Source organism: Gilliamella sp. wkB171, from assembly GCF_001693755.1.
Lineage (GTDB): Bacteria > Pseudomonadota > Gammaproteobacteria > Enterobacterales > Orbaceae > Gilliamella > Gilliamella apicola_F.
On the sequence record NZ_LYST01000044.1, the window covers coordinates 88,340 to 107,146 of the forward strand.

The window sequence follows — 18,807 nt, forward strand, 5'->3', positions numbered from 1 at the left end:
TAACCGAGCGCTTATAATTGGTAAAGCAAGATAATAACCAACGATTAACTTGTCAATGTATACAATCTATTGATATTGACACATATGACACCTGCTCTTTTGGATTTGTATACCATTATGCAACCATATCAAAGGGATGAATAGTCGCTAATAGACGCCAACATAATAAATTCTCATCCAAATTAGTCGGTTTTTTTCTTAAAACAGACACGATTAAAGATAAACCAGATCAGCCGTAATTTAATTTACTAAATGAGTTATTTTAATAGCAAGATTCGGGTTTTTAATCGTTCTGATTTTGTTTATCATCAATACGTATCATAGAGAAAAACATAAATAAGTTATCAACAGGTAAATATACTGTATTGGTTAATAAAACTAATCAACGGTCAAATACTAAAAAAATTCAAACAACATGTATAAAAGATAACTTAGGAATGGTAATTGTAGCTAGAGCAAATAAAGATTTATACGTCTATCTTTACTAAACATCGCTCGTTATTACCAGAGCAAAGACAAATTCGATAATTTTCAAATAGGCAATGAGTAGAAAGATATAACGTTTATCTCTCTTCATTGAAGACTTGACCGAGAAAATACTTTTGTTAGGAAATTGATAAAGTTTGATATTTCTTTAGTGTTTATTAGACCTGTATCTCAGAAAAATATGGCACAATTTATTAATGATACTGTAGGGTGCCTATCACCCATAACTTCATTGGTTTGCAGAAAAGGAATATTCAAAGTGAATAAACAAAAACAGAGAGATTTTGATCGAATAAAAAAAGCCATTGGATATTTGAATGAAAATTATAAATTTCAACCAACGCTCGAACAGGCCGCAGAACATGTACATTTAAGTCCTTATCATTTCCAGCGTATGTTTTCTAATTGGGCTGGAGTGAGCCCTAAACAATTTCTAAGATATATCAGTATTACTCACGCTAAAAATCTTCTAAAAGAAGAAAATGTCTCATTATTGGATGCCACCTATGAATTAGGTTTGTCGAGTACCAGCAGGTTGCATGATCTGTTCATTGATATTGAAGGTATGACGCCGGGAGAATATAAAAATGATGGTGAAAACTTATCAATTAATTATAGTTTTATTGAAAGCCCTTTTGGTGAAACCATCATTGCATCAACAACAAAAGGAATTTGTTATCTTGCTTTTGTTGAGGATGAACAGTCATCACTTCAATCATTGAAAGCGTTATATCCTAATGCGCAATATCGACAATGTACTGACCAGATTCAACAAAATGTAATCTTCGTATTTACGCAAGACTGGTCAAAACTAGCTAAAATAAAGCTGCATATTAAAGGTACGGATTTTCAACTTAAGGTGTGGCAGGCTTTGTTATCCATCCCTATGGGAAAACTTTCAACTTATAGCAACATAGCAAACAAGATACATAATCCCAAAGCGAGTCGTGCGGTTGGCTCTGCTATTGGTGATAACCCAGTGGCTTTCTTAATTCCTTGTCATAGAGTTATAAAATCAACAGGATTATTAGGGCAATACCATTGGGGTAGTGACCGCAAAGCAGCCATGATCGGTTGGGAAGGTGTTAAACTAGATCTTGAACGGAGGGAATAACCAAAAAGAGCATCGTTTATAATTAGCAAAAAATAAAGGCAGGCTAATAAAGTTTAATGGTTATATAAAAAATCCACGGAAAGCTAAATTGCAAGACTGAAAAGTACAATAGATATGAGAGGTATTTTGGAAAAAAATAAACTTTATGGCGACGCTATACTCATGAAAAAAATAATATTTTATAAAATTATTAACAATCAAATGATTATCATCTTGTCACTGTTGTGTAAAACATCTAATTCACGAGCAATGTAACATATATATTGTCCTAATCTAAATCCAACATAAATATCCATATAACTATTTTTGGTTAACATTTCCTATTATTCATAAAAATAAATAGCGACTATAGAATCTTTTTTCAAGAAGTGTCAATGAACTAAATTTATCAAATATAAAACAAAAGGTTAATATTTTAGCAAGATTCGGATTGTTAGTAAGATTGAGAAAATGCAAATATAACTATGAAGTGTCAGTATGAGGAAAATAACAACATGGACAAATTACTAATTCATAAGATTTCTTATTCCAATTTATGTGCGCAATTCTCTGAACAAATAATAATAGCTGTGCTGCCGATTATAGCAGTACTATCTATACATGCTTCAGCGTCTGAAACAGCATTTATACAAATGATAAATACGTTACCTTTTCTATTATTATCGATTCCAATGGGAATACTTGCAGATAGAGTATCTAGAAAGAAATTGATGATCATAATGGAAATTGTTCGTGCAGCAGCCATATTTATATTGTTTTATTTGACATTTTTAGGGAATCTGACAATAAATAAAATTGCATTATTCGGTTTTTTTATAGCAATTGGTACTGTTATTTACAGTGTAGCAAGTCCCGCTTTAGTCGCATCTTTTGTCATAAAAGATCAGTTAATTAATGCCAATAGATCAATAGAAATTGCCAAAAGTGTGGCTTTTACTGCCGGTCCAGCATTCGGTGGTATTCTTGCTGGCATTTATTCAGCAGGATTAGCATTCATATTGGCTTTTTTACTTTCAATCATCAGTGCCTTTTTTCTAATATGTTTACCCAAGGAGCCTGTACAAAAAAAATCAGAAAGAAACATAATTCAAGAACTATGTGATGGTTTTATTTTTTTACTCAAAAATAAATATTTAAGACCTATAACGATAACAGCTTTTGTCTTTAATTTATCATTTAATTTGTTATTATCAATATTTGCTTACTATACTATCAATAATCTCTCCTTTACTTCATTTGAAGTCGGAATATTATTAAGCCTAATCGGTTTAGGAATGTTTTTGGGATCCGTTCTATACAAATTTATATCTACAAGAATAAATTTTGGATTCCAACTGACTTTAGGGCCTGTATCAGCTTTTGTAGCTTCAATATTAATGCTTTTAACTACCATATATCCTGTCAAGGAATTGGTTTTTATATCTTTTTTCTGTTTTGGATTTGGCCCCATCATATGGACCATATCTACAGTCTCGCTAAGGCAGTTAGTTACGCCTAATAATATGATAGCGAAAATATCTTCAGTGATCATGACGGTTACTTTTGGTGCCCGGCCTTTAGGCGCTGCTTTAGGTATATACATAAGTGCAAATTTTGGTGTAACTAATTGCATTTTCGCTGTTTTTATTGGTTTTTTTATTCAGTTAGCAATTATTCTTTTCTCAAAACCAGCCAACTTAAAAAAATTATCAGATGCAGAGAAATAATGTTAAAAAGGTTGAAAATGTGTTGTTATGTGAAATATTGTTGAAAATTGCCAAGTGATGATGCTCTAAATGTATATCAACTAACAATGATGTACCAATAAATCTAATCGTGCTAATACATTTTAATAAAACACAGGAATCAATAATTATGTTTAATAGTACACGCTACACACCAAAAATTTATGGTTGGACAAGAGATTTAGAAAAATCGATTAACCGTTATGATTCAGGGGTTCGCTTAAAAAAAGATAAACAAGGAAGACCTTATTTAAAACAGATGCGATATGCTGATGATACCTATTGTGAACTGGGGCGATTTAGCAATGGCGAAAGAACCAACAATATTTTATTTGGACTATTGGCTTTTATTAGCATGTTGATTTCTGTAGGAGGATTGTTATATGCAGCAATTTTTGCCATTACCGAATTAGATAATATCGGACTGGCTTTTATTTGGCTCTGTTTTATTGTTGCCATTGTCCCTTTTTTAAGCATTTGTACTTCTGGTTTAACCATCCGCAGTTTATTGTTACCTGCCGATATTCCTGTCCGTTTTAATCGACAAACTGGTAAAGTCTATGTCTACGACCCACAATTGAATAAACATTATTTTTGGTTTCCATGGAAAGTCTTAATGCGAATGGCAACTCCCGATATTAAAGTATTTGAATGGGACAATTTAAGTGCTTTTTCACGGCGAAAAGGGGTTGTTAACGAATTATGGTTAGCCGCATGTAAGCCCGGCACTTATGAAGTGATTGATTACTTTCTTGTGTGTGATGCTCCCGCACTTTATGATGAATGGCTTTGGATTATGGAGTATATGGCGTTTGCACGTGAGCTAAGCTATAAAAGTGAAGTACAACCAACACATTGGTCGCATGATATTAATCTTCGTTTTGCTTCACCGATTATCTGGCCAGAAGGTGTTGATAAAGCATCGAAAGCCAGCTCGAAAGCAGAATTGGCCGAAATTGAAAAACAGTATGACTTAGTGGGCAAAATGTATCCACCCTACAATATTGAACACCAAGCATAGGTCTGCTTGTAAAGCAGCTTAAATATAAGAATAACTATAAATAAGGATTAAAGCATGAATATGAAAGCCATCTTGATATTAATACTCGCTGGGATAGTGTTTTTACTCACCAAGTGTGACTTTTCTCATTTTAAAGAGAAAATTCAACAAGAGTATGATGCTTCTAACCCTAATGGTGATAAGGGATTTTGTCTATCTTTTAGTGGGAAAGGCGTTTATCCTTATACATCAATAAATACCTTTCCGCCATATACTGATGCTCTTGACATCATAGGTAATAACCGTTTAAATCAATCATTACACGCTTTTAGCCAAATAGGGTTATTTAGCGAAGAGCCTACCGGTGAAGATGATGGCAAACCTATTTATCGTTACAGTTTAACCCCTTTTGGGCAACAGCATTTTTACCGTCAATCATCTACTGATGGTTTTTGTTTTGGTCGAATTGTTGTGCAGAGCCTTAAAAAATCTTATAAAGATATGCCTACTGATAACTATGAAGTAACCTATATTTCTGGAAGAAAAAAGAAGCGAGTCTACTTTGATTTTACCATCGAAAATTTGCCTGAAGATTGGTTAAAAGCCAATATGCCTTTTATCAAAGAATTATATGGAGAAGAAATAGAAGAGCTTTTAAGCGAAAAAGAAGGGCGTTATAGAGTGTATTTTGCCAAGGAAGCCGGCGCCAAAGAGTGGCATATTGTAAACGGAATTATAATTCATAATGGATTTTTTTTACATCAAAGGGACTAACGTGATTTAAAAAATTGGCGGTATTAGGTATTTTTTAACAGTATAAAAGATTAATATTGCTTGCGAATACAAATATTATTAATTATTAAATAAAAAATAATAGGAAATAAACAATGGGTAAATTGCGTGGCGTTATTCGCTTAGGCGATTCTACAGATCATGGTGGCAAAGTTATTTCGGCCTCCTCAACAACAATTATTCAAGGAAAGCCCTTAGCGCGCATCGGAGATATGGTTAGCCGCATGTAAGCCCGGCACTTATGAAGTGATTGATTACTTTCTTGTGTGTGATGCTCCCGCACTTTATGATGAATGGCTTTGGATTATGGAGTATATGGCGTTTGCACGTGAGCTAAGCTATAAAAGTGAAGTACAACCAACACATTGGTCGCATGATATTAATCTTCGTTTTGCTTCACCGATTATCTGGCCAGAAGGTGTTGATAAAGCATCGAAAGCCAGCTCGAAAGCAGAATTGGCCGAAATTGAAAAACAGTATGACTTAGTGGGCAAAATGTATCCACCCTACAATATTGAACACCAAGCATAGGTCTGCTTGTAAAGCAGCTTAAATATAAGAATAACTATAAATAAGGATTAAAGCATGAATATGAAAGCCATCTTGATATTAATACTCGCTGGGATAGTGTTTTTACTCACCAAGTGTGACTTTTCTCATTTTAAAGAGAAAATTCAACAAGAGTATGATGCTTCTAACCCTAATGGTGATAAGGGATTTTGTCTATCTTTTAGTGGGAAAGGCGTTTATCCTTATACATCAATAAATACCTTTCCGCCATATACTGATGCTCTTGACATCATAGGTAATAACCGTTTAAATCAATCATTACACGCTTTTAGCCAAATGGGGTTATTTAGCGAAGAGCCTACCGGTGAAGATGATGGCAAACCTATTTATCGTTACAGTTTAACCCCTTTTGGGCAACAGCATTTTTACCGTCAATCATCTACTGATGGTTTTTGTTTTGGTCGAATTGTTGTGCAGAGCCTTAAAAATTCATATGAGGATATGCCTACTGATGACGATGAAATAACTTATATTTCTGGAAGAAAAATAAAACCAGTCTATTTTGAATTTACCATCGAAAATTTGCCTGAAGATTGGTTAAAAGCCAATATGCCCTTTATCAAAGAATTATATGGAAAAAAAATGGAAGAGCTTTTAAGCGAAAAAGAAGGACGTTATAAAGCGTATTTTGCCAAGGAAGCCGGCGCCAAAGAGTGGCATATTGTAAACGGAATTATAATTCATAATGGATTTTTTTTACATCAAAGGGACTAACGTTATTAAAAAAATTGGCGGTATTAGGTATTTTTTAACAGTATAAAAGATTAATATTGCTTGCGAATACAAATATTATTAATTATAAAATAAAAAATAATAGGAAATAAACAATGGGTAAATTGCGTGGCGTTATTCGCTTAGGCGATTCTACAGATCATGGTGGCAAAGTTATTTCGGCCTCCTCAACAACAATTATTCAAGGAAAGCCCTTAGCGCGCATCGGAGATATGGTTAGTTGCCCGAAAAAAGATCATGGTGTCAATCCCATCATTGAGGGAGAGCCAACCTTTCTTGATCAGGGTAAGCCCGTCGCGTTAGATGGTCACCATGCTGCTTGTGGATGTGTGTTAATTTCATCACTAACTAATGTGGGGAAAGGTTAATGTCTGTTGATTTAACATCATTACCCCCCACCCTACCTAACCCCAAGAAATTTAACTTTTTATTTTGGGGGGGGGTATTAATCGTTTTTGTTGTAATAGGATGCATCACTACCTTTGTATTGAGCTTTTTTTACACCATAGCCAATTTATTATTTGTATTCGGAGCATTAGTCTTACCAGTTTTAATTTGGGTGTTTATATTTTTGTATGGTCTTTATTATAGAGGTTATCGAGAAACCTATATTAAACAATGGAACGCTTACCGAGATATACGCTATCAACAACTGGTTAACTACGCAAGGCGTGGGTTATATGTTTTGTATTACAACCTTACCACCGAATATAGTGAATATAATAATGCCAACGGTATTGTTAATAACCGATTTGTACTGATTACTAAGCGTCATCCAAGTGGTAGTAGTATTATTCCACATAGTGCATTATCCTTACCTAATAATGTAAATAGTGGTGATTTTTATGAACGATTAGAGCCACTATTTAAACAATGGCAACAGCATTACAAATCTTATTTTAACCAGTTACCATCGGATTTGAACATTCATGTGCGTTTTTTTATTGATTCAACAAGTCCAATCGAGAATCTTGAAAACCTATGGTCACAAACAGTAGGTTCACTTATTCGTACTTCAAGTTTTAAAATTGAAGACACTAAAAGTAGTTCTACATTTATAGAAGCATGGCTAGACAATAGTGATCATGATGACGATTTGCTACTTGTTATTAGTGCTCATTTATTTAATTCCCCAACAAAAAATGAAGGCGAATTTGCATCATTAATGCTATTAGCAGGCGAACGCGCAGTTAAAACACCATTTTTATCAACCTTACAATTACCTTTAGTAAAAGTGTGCCGTAGTGAACAGACAGATTCATTAAGTCAAACAATAGATAAAGCTCTATTGTGGGGAAATACAGATAATAAACGTTTTGACGGTGTTTGGTATGGCGGTATATCAAACGACATTAATATTCAAATCATGAATCACTTTAATGACATTGATTTCAAACCAAACGGCATTTTTAATATCGATACCTCGATTGGTTCTGTAGGTTATAGTACTTATTGGCTGGCATTAGCTTTAGCTGTAGAAAACACACTAACAACTAAGAATAAACAGTTTGTGATAGTCGGTAATCCAAACATTAGTGCTCAAGTTGTTGAATATTTGCAGGGAAAATAGAACAAATGAAAAAAATCACTATAACTTGGATGATATTGTTATTTCTGATTGCAATTATCGTTATTTATTTTATTTGGCAAAACAGTTTTTCTTTTTTTACGACCAATGGTGATAAATGGTTAGCAACAACTGTCGTAATCATTATTGCATTGGTATTATCGCATCTAAACAATTTGATATTTTTGTCATTAAATAAAATAATAAAATTCAACTTCAAAATGATGGATAAAAGTCATATTGATACTGATGATAAAAAAACAAAAAAATCCGAAAAGACTGGTTTTTTCGATGAAATAGTTAAGTTTTTTTATAGTCGCTACGGCATCTTTTGGCGCTATAAAATTCGCAAATGTTTAGTATTAGGATCTGCTTCTGATGTGCAAGCTTTATTACCAAATTTAACGGCTGAAGGCTGGCAATTATGTGATGAGACGTTAATGATTTATGGTGGGGATATACAAGATGAGATCAATACTCCTTGGTTGCAAGCCTTAAAAAAACAACTTTCTCGTTGTGTGCCTTTTTGGGGAAAACCAATTAATGCCTTAATTTGGGCTTTACCTGAGCATTATTTAGATAATACAAGGCAACATCAATTAGCTCTCGAAAAAGCAGTAGTCCAGTTACATAAACGAAATAAAATATTAAATTGGTCTGCCCCACTTTATTTAGTTGCAAGGCAAAAAGAAGAGTGGTCACAAGCTGGGCGCATAGAACAAAGTGTTGGCGTTTTCTTTTCAACGTTAAAAAAAGAGTCAATGGAGTCTGTTGATTTATCACTTAATCAATTAGCCAAAGATTGTAGTAAACGTGGAATACAACAAATCAAAAGGAATGTTTGTCACGCCTTTTTATTGCAAATTAGCCAAAATTTAGTTAAAGGTGATATCACTAATATTAAACGTTACTTGACCTTGCTAACTTCCTTCCGTTTCTCTCCTTGCGTTCGTGGCCTGTTTTTTATGTCTAACCAGCATAATTCAAATCACGATTCCTCTTTTTTTGAACATTCATTGTTAATGACACCAACATGGCAGTCAATTAGTGATGATGCAAATTTACAATTTGGACGAAGAATGGGGATTCAATGGGGGTTATTATCTTGTTACGCTTTAATTGCTGTAATGACAATGACAAGTGTTGCATTACTGACTTCATTTTTCCGTAATGCATCACTAATCAATGATAGCGTCGAATTGGTTAAACAAGCCGATAATTCAGTAACTCAAAACTATACCGTTCAATTGCAAACTCAATACCAGTTACAACAACGTTTAGAACAGTTGCTTTTTCGACAACAACACGGTGCACCATTATCGTATCGATTTGGCTTAAATCATAATGATGCGCTATTAAATAAATTATGGCTTACCTATCGTGCAACCAATTCACGTAATATTGCAACACCATTTTATGACAATATAGCTCAGTATTTAACATTACTGACTGAATTACCACCAAATGATCCTAGACGAAATAAACTGGTAGAATCCGCATATGATGCATTGAAAGCTTATTTAATGATGAATCATCCAGATAAAAGTGATGGAGATTATTTAAGCAAATTTGCTAGTAAAATATGGCGTGCACCTCAAGGAGTCAATGATGGTGATTGGTTACGTTTAATGCCGGATTTGGTTCGTTTTTGGGGACAAGTACTCAATATGCATCCTGATTGGGCACTATCTAGCAATCCGCGTTTGATTAAAGACGTCCGCCAAATTTTGATTAATAATATTGGTGTACAAAATGCGGTGAATACTCTTTACCAAGAGATGATTCAGCGAGCAAGCCAGCACTATGCAAATCAAAACTTAAATCAATTGCTTGAAGGTTTAGATAGCCGATTACTCTTTTCGAATGATATGGATGTGCCTGGTGTCTATACCCGAAAAGCTTGGGATGATACCATCAAAGATGAAATTGATAATATTGCTAAGTCACGTAAAGAACAAATCGATTGGGTATTAAGTGATGGGGTAAATGCATCAACATCATCTATTTCGCTTGAGACATTAAAACAACAACTTACTGAACGTTATTTTAGTGAGTATAGTGCCGCTTGGTTGCAATTTTTAAATACAATTGAGTGGCATAAAGCCGATAATGTATCGGATGTGATTGAGCAACTCACTTTACTTGCTGATACCAGACAATCACCATTAATTGCGCTTATGAATGTGGTGAAATACCAATCAGAAGTCGCATATACTGGGGATGGATTATCCGACAGTTTGATTCGTTCAGCACAAGAACTTATGGGGAGTAAATCTCAAACAGGATTACCTAAAAATAATGAAGCATCAGGCCCATTAACAGCAACTTTTTTACCTGTGAACAACTTACTAAAAAATGACAATACTAATGGACTTTCTTTGCAAACTTATTTACTGAGAGTGACACAAGTTCGCCTCAAGTTACAAAATGTTACAAACAGCGCTGATCCTCAAGCAAGAATGCAAGAATTAGCAAAAAGCGTTTTTAAAGGGACTTCTGTCGATTTAACTGAAACACGCGATTATGGCAACTTAATCGCGGCAAATCTTGGTGAGGAGTGGTCAGGGTTTGGTTACAATTTATTTAAACAGCCTTTAGAACAAGCATGGCAAGTCGTTTTAGAGCCTGCTGCCACAAGCTTTAATGATCTATGGAATAACTATGTGGCAAGTCAATGGGAAAAATCGTTTTCTGGCCGTTATCCATTTAAAGACAGAGAAAATGATGCATCGTTAGCTGAATTAGCGCGCTTTTTACGACCTGACACTGGAATTATTGATCGTTTTATTATCAGTGAATTAAGTGGTGTATTAGAGAAGAAAGGTGGAAGCTGGGTTGTGAATACAGCTAACGCGCAGGGCTTAAATTTTTCACCTAAATTCCTTGAAGCATTAACATTATTTAATCAAATTGCAACAGAAATATTATCAAGTGGTGATGTTGCTTTGTCGTTTGATATCATGCCTCGCAGTGGAAATAACATCGCGCGTTCTGAATTGGTAATTAATAAACAAAAATTAGAGTATTTTAATCAAATTCCAACATGGCAGCGTTTTAACTGGCCAGGCGATGGCTATTCACTTTCTTCACAATTGAGTTGGAGTAGTGATGCATCTGGAATGCGTCTTTATAAATACTATAGTGGTGATTGGGCATGGATACGTCTACTTGAATCAGCATCTGTGAAACCATTAGATTCAAGTCGTTATGAATTGATTTGGAATGCACCCGATGATCGTAAACTACGTTTTATTTTACGCACCCAATTAGGTGGTGGTCCGTTGACATTGTTAAAATTGCGGAATTTTTCATTGCCACAAAATGTATTTGAATAATGATGTATTATAAAAATGGAATATTTTTATGTTTAGTCAACTATTGAATCGTTTTTTTGGACAGCAAGATCCAAAAGAATCCATAGCACAACAATTAAATCAACATTGGGCTGATTGGTTACAGCCGATTAGTTTAGATAAACCAGCGGGTGAAGATTTAACATATTCTGATTCTTTTCAAGAAATTAAAGAAGAAATAACTAAACTTTCAGGTATTAATTACACGCTGATTGCAACAGAAAGCGAAACTATCTTGAAACAAAATAGTAAAGATATTCGTGTCGCCACTTATTATTGCTTGGCTCGTTTACATATTGATGGTGCAGAAGGATTTGCTGATGGGGTTGAACTACTAGCAGGATTATTGGACAAATTTGGTGAGTCGATTTACCCTTCCCGTCACAATATTCGTAAAAATGCCATAGAATGGTTAGCTAGTAGTAAATTTATTGATGAACTTACCCCATTACAGCCGATACCAGAAGCATGTTTAACACGTATTATTGTAGCATTAAACATGATAGATACCTGTTGTAATACGTTATTTGTAAATGAAGATCTTAATCACCCAATTAGCGCCCCTGATTTAACAGCTTTAGTTCATTTTTTTACAAATGGAATCAAGCAAGCGCCCAACCTAAATAAGACGGAAGAAAACATCGAGGAGACACCACCTTCCCCACCATTATCTACACCAATTCGTAGCGAAGGTGAAGTCAAAATCAGCTCCCAACGAGACTTACTCGAGCAAGCTAGAAAAATGGCTTCTTTTTTACGCGAAAAACCAGAAGGTTACCTAGCTGCAGGGCGTTTTTTACGAGTTATTCGTTGGGATACCATAAATGATTTACCACCAGCCGATCATCGTGGGAAAACACGATTGCCAGCACCAAGAACAGAACTTAAACAACATATTAGTCGTTTAATTATTCAACAACAATGGCATGATCTTTTTGAACGCGCCGAGGCCGCATTCACCGAAAGTGCCAATCACTTTTGGTTAGATTTACAACGTGCAACCATAATAGCATTACAAAAAATGGGAGAACCTTATCAATCTTGGGCTGATATTTATCTGACTGATATTGGTTTGATGCTAGAACGATTAAACGGTGTTGAACATCTTTGTTTTGAAAATGGGATGCCATTTGCCGATGATGAAACACTAAGTTGGATAAGTAACAATGCCCGTATTCACCATTTAGATGAAGGTGAAAGTATGGTACAAATTGCGGTATCGGGCGAAAACGATTGGAATGAGATTGAAAAACAAGCATTAGAGCTCGCGCACACAGAAAATTTAGAGAAATCGTTTCAATGGTTACAAAATTTACCGTCATTACGCTCTCCTAAACAACGATATTTTCTACAATACACCCAAGCACGTGTAGCTGAACAATTTGGTCAACAAGATGTGGCACTAAAACTGTTAACTGGACTTAATGAACAACAACAAGGTATCACGTTATTACAATGGGAACCGGAATTGTTATTTGATGTAAAACGATGTTTACTACGATTAATGAAACAAAAAAATCATCTCAAAGATGGTATAAAACCAAATCTTTCTGCTCAAATTGAGCAGTTACATCATGAATTAATGCAACTCGATCCCGCAAGAGCATTAAGTATAATGTAATATGATTCATGGTATTTGGATAGGAATAATAAATAATAATCAAAGAGACAAACAATGGATGATCTAATTCTACGCTATTACGAATCAGAAATGCGCTATTTGCGTGAAGCAGGAAAAGAATTTGCAAAAATTCATCCTGACAGGGCAAGTGAACTAAATTTAGATCGAGTAGGTGATCGCGATCCTTATGTAGAGCGTTTATTTGAGGGCTTCGCTTTCTTGACAGGGCGCTTACGCCAAAAAATTGATGATGATTTGCCTGAACTCACTGAAAGCCTAGTTAGCCTACTTTGGCCGCATTATTTACGTTTAATACCGTCATTATCGATTATCGAGTTAACGCCCAATTATGCAACATTATCGCGCCAAGAGCTCATTCCTGAAGGATTAAAAGTACAAAGTGAGCCTCTTGGACAAGCTGGCACTAAATGCCCTTATCGAACAACCCAAGATGTTATATTACAACCAATTAAAATTAGTCAAGCTAACTTAGGATTTCACCATGATGGTCGAAGTATGATTACTTTGCGTTTAAGTTTTGGTGAGTTAGCAGATTTTGAACAACTTGATCTATCTAAATTACGACTTTATTTGAATGCTGATGGACCCATTGCATCAACATTGCATTTTGCTTTAACGCAGCAAGTTGCTTCCATGCATTTACGGTATTCAACAAACCCGGAAAATCGGGTAACAATTCAAGGTAAAATAACCCCAGTTGGTTTTTCTGATGATGATCGGTTATGGTTAAAACCAGATAATGCTTTTGCCGGCTATCAGCTTTTATTGGAATATTTTGCTTTTCGTGAAAAGTTTATGTTTGTGGATCTTCATGGACTCAATATTGATGACGTACCAGAGCACTGCCGTTATATCGATATTGAGCTCATTTTAAATCAAAATTGGCCAACCGATATGCCGTTTAATCACGATAATATTCGTTTACATTGTGTTCCGGTCATCAATTTATTTGATTTAGAGGCAGATCCAATCGTTGTTAACCAATTGGAGAGCGAGTATTTACTTAGGCCGTTACTTCGTCAAGATGGACATGTCGAGGTTTATTCTGTTGAACATGTGGAAGCCATCACCCGTAATGGTCGTTATCACTATGTGCCTTTTACCAGCTTCAAACATCGAGGAGGAATGTTAAGGCATGATGCACCTGAAAGATATTATCATACACGCGTTCGCAAAGGTGCATCAGGATTACATGAAACTTGGTTAATTCTGGGCGGTAAGATCTGGGATAAAGATGAAATGTTAGAAACCGAAACATTATCATTACAAATTACCGGTACAAATGGTATGTTGCCGCGTAAAGTATTACGCAATGCACGTATTGATGAGCTTTGTCATGCTCAAAACAGCATAAGCCGTGTACACAATTTATGTTCGCCAACATTACCATGTTATCCGCCAACGGAAGATCGCTTTTATTGGCGCGTTTTGTCGCATTTAGCACCGAATTATCTCTCCTTGATGAATGCAGAAGTGTTACGAGGAACGCTAGCTTTATATGATTGGACCGATAACGAACTCAATCGTCGACGATTGGAGGGCATTGTTAATGTCTCTCATCGAATGATTAAGCGTATCGAAAAAGGAATGCTACAGCGAGGTATAGAAATAGAGGTGACGCTCAATAGTTATCAGTTTGCCGGTGAAGGCGATGTCATGCTTTTTGGTGAGTTGTTACATCAATTTTTTGCCCTGTATGCCGATGTAAATTTATTCACTAAATTAGTTATTATTCCTTTACCAACAGGAAATAAAATTATATGGAATCACAGCAAAATATCGAAAACAGCATTTTAATGCAAACACTTGAAAGTGTTTTGCCAAAAATGAATTTTTATCGTTTTTGTCAATTACTTGAGCAAATGTATGCAAATGAACCTATACTTGGCAAATACGAAACACCCGCAGCCGATCCTTTGCGTTTTGCGCCATCGATCGATATGTCTTTTCCTGCTAGTGAACTAAAATATATCGAAAGAGCACCTTATGTTAATCGACCTGCTACAGTAAGAACGCGATTTTTAGGATTATATGGGGTTGACTCGGTACTACCGCTGGGCTTACTTGATAATATCATTCGTCGTGAAGAAAACTATCAAGTAATGACTGATTTCTTGGATATGTTTAATCATCGTACCATCACTCAGTTTTATCGTATTTGGTTAAAATATCATTACCCTGCGAGTTTTCTAAGTGGAGGAAAAGATCCATTATCAAAATGTTTGCTTGGATTGACGGGACTGGGGATCAAAGGCACGGTCGAACAAATTGGTACACCAGCATCACGTTTTTTGGCATTATTAGGTTTAATTACACAAAAAACACGAACAGCTGACGGTATTGTTGGTTTGGTACGTGTTTTAGTACATGATGCAAAAGTAGTAGTAAGTGAATTCTATCCTATTTGGCAGTCAATTGATAACCCAGCACAATTAGGCGATAAAGTACAACCGGTTAGTTTAAATGGAGGAGCGGTATTAGGTTCTCGTTTTAGAGAGTGTAATCAAACCGTTCATATTGCGATTACGCCTCAATATGAACAGCAAGTGATTGATTTACTGCCGGGAGGACAGTTACATCGTGATTTGATGGCTTTATTACGCGCTTATTTAGGTTATCAGGTTGATGCCAAAATGACACTTTGTATTCAACGTCGATTTTTACCACGAAGTCAATTAAAACCTAAAAATAGTCGTCTAGGTCAAACAGCATCATTAATAAAAAACACGACTAATGAAAAGATTGAGGATGAAGTTGCTGTGAACATAGGCCACTACTCTGGAATAGATTATGCTGCATAATAAAAAAGGATTAAATATGAGATTAATTTGTGTATTGATAATAAGTATATTAACCATAGGATTAACGGGTTGTGGAATTGCCCAAAGCGTATCAGAAGGTGCAGTTGGCTTAAGTAATTCTGTTTTTTCATGGGATATTAGGACAATACATCTGGATTTTATTGCAAGAGCAGAATTAAATATGGATGATGACAGCCACTCTTCACCTGTTGTTATTCGTATTTATCAATTAAAGGATGATAAAACATTCAATTCCGCTCCTTATCAGGATCTGGTTAACCAAGATAGTGATGCATTAAAGGAATCATTAATTGAGAGTAAAGAATTGATTTTAAAACCTAATACATCAGTTTCTGTTGATGTTCCTTTTAATAAAAAAGCTGAGGTTGTGGGAATTGCCGCACTTTATAAAGACCCTAATTTAAAGGAAAATAGTTGGCGAATGGTATTAACCCGTAGTGATTTAAATATCACTAAACCACGACAAATTATTGCAAGCCAATATACTATAAAACTAGTGGATGAAAGTAAATGAGTGCTTCATTATACGATATTCTTTATGGCTATTTTCAATCAGGCATCCCCATTGACGATGTAGCGGAAAATGAGCAAACCATTATTAGTGTCATGGATAATATTGAACGTATCTTAAATAGTCGGGCTGGTGCAGTAAAACATATGCCCGATTATGGCTTACCTGATATGTCAACCATCTTTCAAGCCCTACCCTCATCAGCTTATATTTTGATGAGAGCAATAGAACAAACACTATTAAAGTATGAACCTAGGTTATCTTCCATTGATATCCATATCGACGATAAAAACCATGATACCATGGTCCTTGCTTATGAACTAACCTGCCATTTGAAAGAAGGTGGACTTGTCAAATATGGAACTTATTTTATGCCCGATGGTAAAGCACGTTTAAAATATACCCGTAATGGTGTCACTGTTAACAAAAATTGACCCAATAAATAATAAATTTTAAGTTAGTTATTTTCACATAAAATTTATGAAATCGTTTAGCAATCAAAATAAATTGGCCCAAAGCATGTTATGGCATAGGATTTGGCGATTGGTCTGGTTAAAGGAATTTATCCCACTAATTTAACACTATTACAAAACTGGCGACACTATGCCATTTGGTGTAGTGCTGCAAATGACGATAGCAATACAGTGAAAAATATGATAACTCGCGTGCTACAAAAAGATTTCAAGCATACAATTAATTAGTTTGCAAAAAGCATGCTAAACAAGGGTGCTAAATCGAGTGGCTTAAGTAAACGATATTTGTAAAGTAACCGGAATAAAAATGTGAGAGCTCAGCAAAAATAAGTATCGTTTACGTTTTAATTTTTAATTTTTAATTTTTAATTTTACAGTAAACAATAATGCAGTGGTATGAGTCTATTATAGTACAAAATATCTAGCATAATCATTTTGCTTGGTGGTTTGACGATAGTATTTTTTGATGTTTTTCAACTGGATGAGAGCACTTTTTATTGTAAAGCACCTAAAAAACAGAGTTATAAAGTTGAAAACCACCGTATATTTTAGTCAATATTACTACCTGATTTTGTTATATCAAAAAGTGTAGATACTTTAATTAATACGCTCTGTTTTTTTAACTTTTTTAATGTGGATTTCACCATTTCGATACTTTTGACTTCTTTTAGTTTGGTTGTTTTTAAAATGGATCCTTCATCTGTAACCTATTTAATGAAAAGCTTTTTTTAATGTTAAAATAGCTATCCTATCTATTTTTGCGCTTCTCTTTTAGTAAGACTTTTTACAAAACCTTTGCCTTCCCTATAAGGAATTTACCGTGTTGGTATTCCTGTTATCTAAGATACCTTCACACACCACTAATTAATGTTTTTAAAAATTGATAATCAAATACCATACAAAATCACCCGCATTGTAATTTAGCTACAATTATTGTAAATAAATTGCAAAAAATGTTTATATCAGTAAAATAGCATACCTATATAAAAACAAACACCAAATATCAGTAATGATGAGGTGTTTAAATTAAACATAACAACATATTTTATGGATACACATGTACCTATGTTAAAATCAAAAACAGAAGATATTAAAAAATCTGCATTAATTCTTATCGAATGCCAAAATGAATGGCTTCATCCTTCTGGGCATTTATACCAAAGCTTTAAAGATAAAGATCTATTTGAAGAATCAATCAAAAATATTGAATCAAGCTTATTTTATGCAAGGCAAATTCACATGCCAATTATCCATTGTGGTTTGAGATTTCAAAAAGGTTATCCAGAGTTAGCCAATGGAAAAACAGGCCTAAGGCATGCAATTAGTCACTTTGGTACATTTCCTGTCGATAGTTTTAATTCGCAATTTTATGAAACATTAACACCAAAAAATGAAGAATTTATTGTAATGGGTAGAACCGGATCAAGTGGCTTTTCTGGTTCTAATTTAGACATTTACCTTAGAAACAATAGTATTGAAACACTTTATTTAGTAGGATACGCGACCAATGTTTGTGTAGAATCAACCTTTCGTGAAGCTCAAGACAAAGGCTATTTTCCAGTCATCATTAGTGATGCTACAGGTACATTCGATAAAATTCAGCAAGAACACATGTTGAAATACACAGTTCCTCATTACGGCGAATCGATAACGACTAAAGAATTTGAACGATTGTACGATGATCGATAACTTGTTAAAACAATATCAATATTTTCAATAGATTCAATTTAATATAAAAAATAAGTTAGGCTGTCCCAACATTGGGATAGCTATATCATACTCATCAAATTTAAGCTAAATATCAACTAACAGTATTAAAGCAATCAATAGCAATCTTTTTAAATTGAAATATAACGAATCATTCGTAGGTACTTTTTGCTCTTATCTAAAAATATCTCAATGATTGTGAGTTAATTGTTTTGATAAGATTAAAAAATTAATAAGATACCAAAAAATATAGATTTTAATATAAAAGAAATTAAGGGGCATTGAAAACTTTTTATCTAATATGAGTAAAACAA

17 protein-coding genes are annotated in these 18,807 nt (G+C 34.5%); all 17 read left to right on the forward strand.

Annotated features, from left to right (window positions below; all coding sequences use genetic code 11):
- Positions 1-17: 17 nt before the first annotated feature.
- The 17 genes from A9G03_RS12880 (at position 18) to A9G03_RS09550 (ending at position 18,475) form a co-directional block, all read left to right on the forward strand.
- Entirely contained in the window at positions 18-140 is a 123-nt protein-coding gene (locus A9G03_RS12880) for a DUF1848 family protein (protein WP_081297410.1), read from the forward strand.
- A gap of 605 nt (positions 141-745) precedes the next feature.
- Positions 746-1,600 carry a methylated-DNA--[protein]-cysteine S-methyltransferase gene (locus A9G03_RS12770; protein ID WP_065632989.1) on the forward strand — a complete coding sequence of 285 codons (855 nt, stop codon included), beginning with the start codon at positions 746-748 and terminating at the stop codon, positions 1,598-1,600.
- Between the two features lie 494 nt (positions 1,601-2,094).
- Positions 2,095-3,306, forward strand: a complete 1,212-nt coding sequence (locus A9G03_RS09485; RefSeq protein ID WP_065799050.1) for an MFS transporter — start codon at positions 2,095-2,097, stop codon at positions 3,304-3,306.
- Positions 3,307-3,454: 148 nt separating this feature from the next.
- Positions 3,455-4,345 carry a DUF6708 domain-containing protein gene (locus A9G03_RS09490; protein WP_065799051.1) on the forward strand — a complete coding sequence of 297 codons (891 nt, stop codon included), beginning with the start codon at positions 3,455-3,457 and terminating at the stop codon, positions 4,343-4,345.
- A 54-nt stretch (positions 4,346-4,399) separates the two neighbouring features.
- Positions 4,400-5,098, forward strand: a complete 699-nt coding sequence (locus A9G03_RS09495; protein ID WP_065799052.1) for a hypothetical protein — start codon at positions 4,400-4,402, stop codon at positions 5,096-5,098.
- Between the two features lie 113 nt (positions 5,099-5,211).
- Positions 5,212-5,346, forward strand: a complete 135-nt coding sequence (locus A9G03_RS12365; RefSeq protein WP_082209440.1) for a PAAR domain-containing protein — start codon at positions 5,212-5,214, stop codon at positions 5,344-5,346.
- Between the two features lie 16 nt (positions 5,347-5,362).
- Complete coding sequence (locus A9G03_RS09500; RefSeq protein WP_143425845.1) at positions 5,363-5,647, forward strand: hypothetical protein; 285 nt, start codon at positions 5,363-5,365, stop codon at positions 5,645-5,647.
- A 54-nt stretch (positions 5,648-5,701) separates the two neighbouring features.
- Positions 5,702-6,400 (forward strand): hypothetical protein, encoded by a 699-nt coding sequence (locus A9G03_RS09505; protein WP_065799054.1) that lies wholly within the window; start codon positions 5,702-5,704, stop codon positions 6,398-6,400.
- Between the two features lie 113 nt (positions 6,401-6,513).
- Positions 6,514-6,786, forward strand: a complete 273-nt coding sequence (locus A9G03_RS09510; RefSeq protein WP_082209441.1) for a PAAR domain-containing protein — start codon at positions 6,514-6,516, stop codon at positions 6,784-6,786.
- Positions 6,786-7,988, forward strand: coding sequence for a hypothetical protein (locus tag A9G03_RS09515; protein WP_065799055.1), 1,203 nt, complete (start codon positions 6,786-6,788; stop codon positions 7,986-7,988). The genes A9G03_RS09510 and A9G03_RS09515 overlap by 1 nt, the downstream gene beginning before the upstream one ends.
- A 5-nt stretch (positions 7,989-7,993) precedes the next feature.
- On the forward strand, positions 7,994-11,320 hold the full coding sequence (locus tag A9G03_RS09520) for an ImcF-related family protein (RefSeq protein WP_065799056.1): 3,327 nt from the start codon (positions 7,994-7,996) through the stop codon (positions 11,318-11,320).
- A 28-nt stretch (positions 11,321-11,348) separates the two neighbouring features.
- The gene (tssA, locus tag A9G03_RS09525) at positions 11,349-12,959 is read left to right on the forward strand and encodes a type VI secretion system protein TssA (RefSeq protein WP_065799057.1); all 1,611 of its coding nucleotides are present in this window, start codon (positions 11,349-11,351) and stop codon (positions 12,957-12,959) included.
- A 54-nt stretch (positions 12,960-13,013) separates the two neighbouring features.
- Positions 13,014-14,777 (forward strand): type VI secretion system baseplate subunit TssF, encoded by a 1,764-nt coding sequence (tssF, locus tag A9G03_RS09530; protein ID WP_065632975.1) that lies wholly within the window; start codon positions 13,014-13,016, stop codon positions 14,775-14,777.
- The gene (gene tssG, locus A9G03_RS09535) at positions 14,741-15,781 is read left to right on the forward strand and encodes a type VI secretion system baseplate subunit TssG (protein WP_065632974.1); all 1,041 of its coding nucleotides are present in this window, start codon (positions 14,741-14,743) and stop codon (positions 15,779-15,781) included. Before tssF ends, tssG begins: the two co-directional genes overlap by 37 nt.
- 16 nt (positions 15,782-15,797) lie before the next feature.
- Positions 15,798-16,316, forward strand: a complete 519-nt coding sequence (gene tssJ / locus A9G03_RS09540) for a type VI secretion system lipoprotein TssJ (protein ID WP_176700929.1) — start codon at positions 15,798-15,800, stop codon at positions 16,314-16,316.
- Positions 16,313-16,747, forward strand: coding sequence for a type VI secretion system baseplate subunit TssE (gene tssE / locus A9G03_RS09545; protein WP_065632972.1), 435 nt, complete (start codon positions 16,313-16,315; stop codon positions 16,745-16,747). The genes tssJ and tssE overlap by 4 nt, the downstream gene beginning before the upstream one ends.
- A gap of 1,104 nt (positions 16,748-17,851) precedes the next feature.
- A complete protein-coding gene (locus A9G03_RS09550) occupies positions 17,852-18,475 on the forward strand; it encodes a cysteine hydrolase (protein WP_179854756.1) in 624 nt (207 codons plus the stop codon).
- The last annotated feature ends 332 nt before the right edge of the window (positions 18,476-18,807 follow it).

Coding starts and splice junctions, on each gene's coding strand:
- A9G03_RS09485 (WP_065799050.1), top strand. CDS start 2,095: ATGGACAAATTACTAATTCATAAGATTTCTTATTCCAATTTATGTGCG.
- A9G03_RS09490 (WP_065799051.1), top strand. CDS start 3,455: ATGTTTAATAGTACACGCTACACACCAAAAATTTATGGTTGGACAAGA.
- A9G03_RS09495 (WP_065799052.1), top strand. CDS start 4,400: ATGAATATGAAAGCCATCTTGATATTAATACTCGCTGGGATAGTGTTT.
- A9G03_RS12365 (WP_082209440.1), top strand. CDS start 5,212: ATGGGTAAATTGCGTGGCGTTATTCGCTTAGGCGATTCTACAGATCAT.
- A9G03_RS09505 (WP_065799054.1), top strand. CDS start 5,702: ATGAATATGAAAGCCATCTTGATATTAATACTCGCTGGGATAGTGTTT.
- A9G03_RS09510 (WP_082209441.1), top strand. CDS start 6,514: ATGGGTAAATTGCGTGGCGTTATTCGCTTAGGCGATTCTACAGATCAT.
- A9G03_RS09515 (WP_065799055.1), top strand. CDS start 6,786: ATGTCTGTTGATTTAACATCATTACCCCCCACCCTACCTAACCCCAAG.
- A9G03_RS09520 (WP_065799056.1), top strand. CDS start 7,994: ATGAAAAAAATCACTATAACTTGGATGATATTGTTATTTCTGATTGCA.
- tssA (WP_065799057.1), top strand. CDS start 11,349: ATGTTTAGTCAACTATTGAATCGTTTTTTTGGACAGCAAGATCCAAAA.
- tssF (WP_065632975.1), top strand. CDS start 13,014: ATGGATGATCTAATTCTACGCTATTACGAATCAGAAATGCGCTATTTG.
- tssG (WP_065632974.1), top strand. CDS start 14,741: ATGGAATCACAGCAAAATATCGAAAACAGCATTTTAATGCAAACACTT.
- tssJ (WP_176700929.1), top strand. CDS start 15,798: ATGAGATTAATTTGTGTATTGATAATAAGTATATTAACCATAGGATTA.
- tssE (WP_065632972.1), top strand. CDS start 16,313: ATGAGTGCTTCATTATACGATATTCTTTATGGCTATTTTCAATCAGGC.
- A9G03_RS09550 (WP_179854756.1), top strand. CDS start 17,852: ATGTTAAAATCAAAAACAGAAGATATTAAAAAATCTGCATTAATTCTT.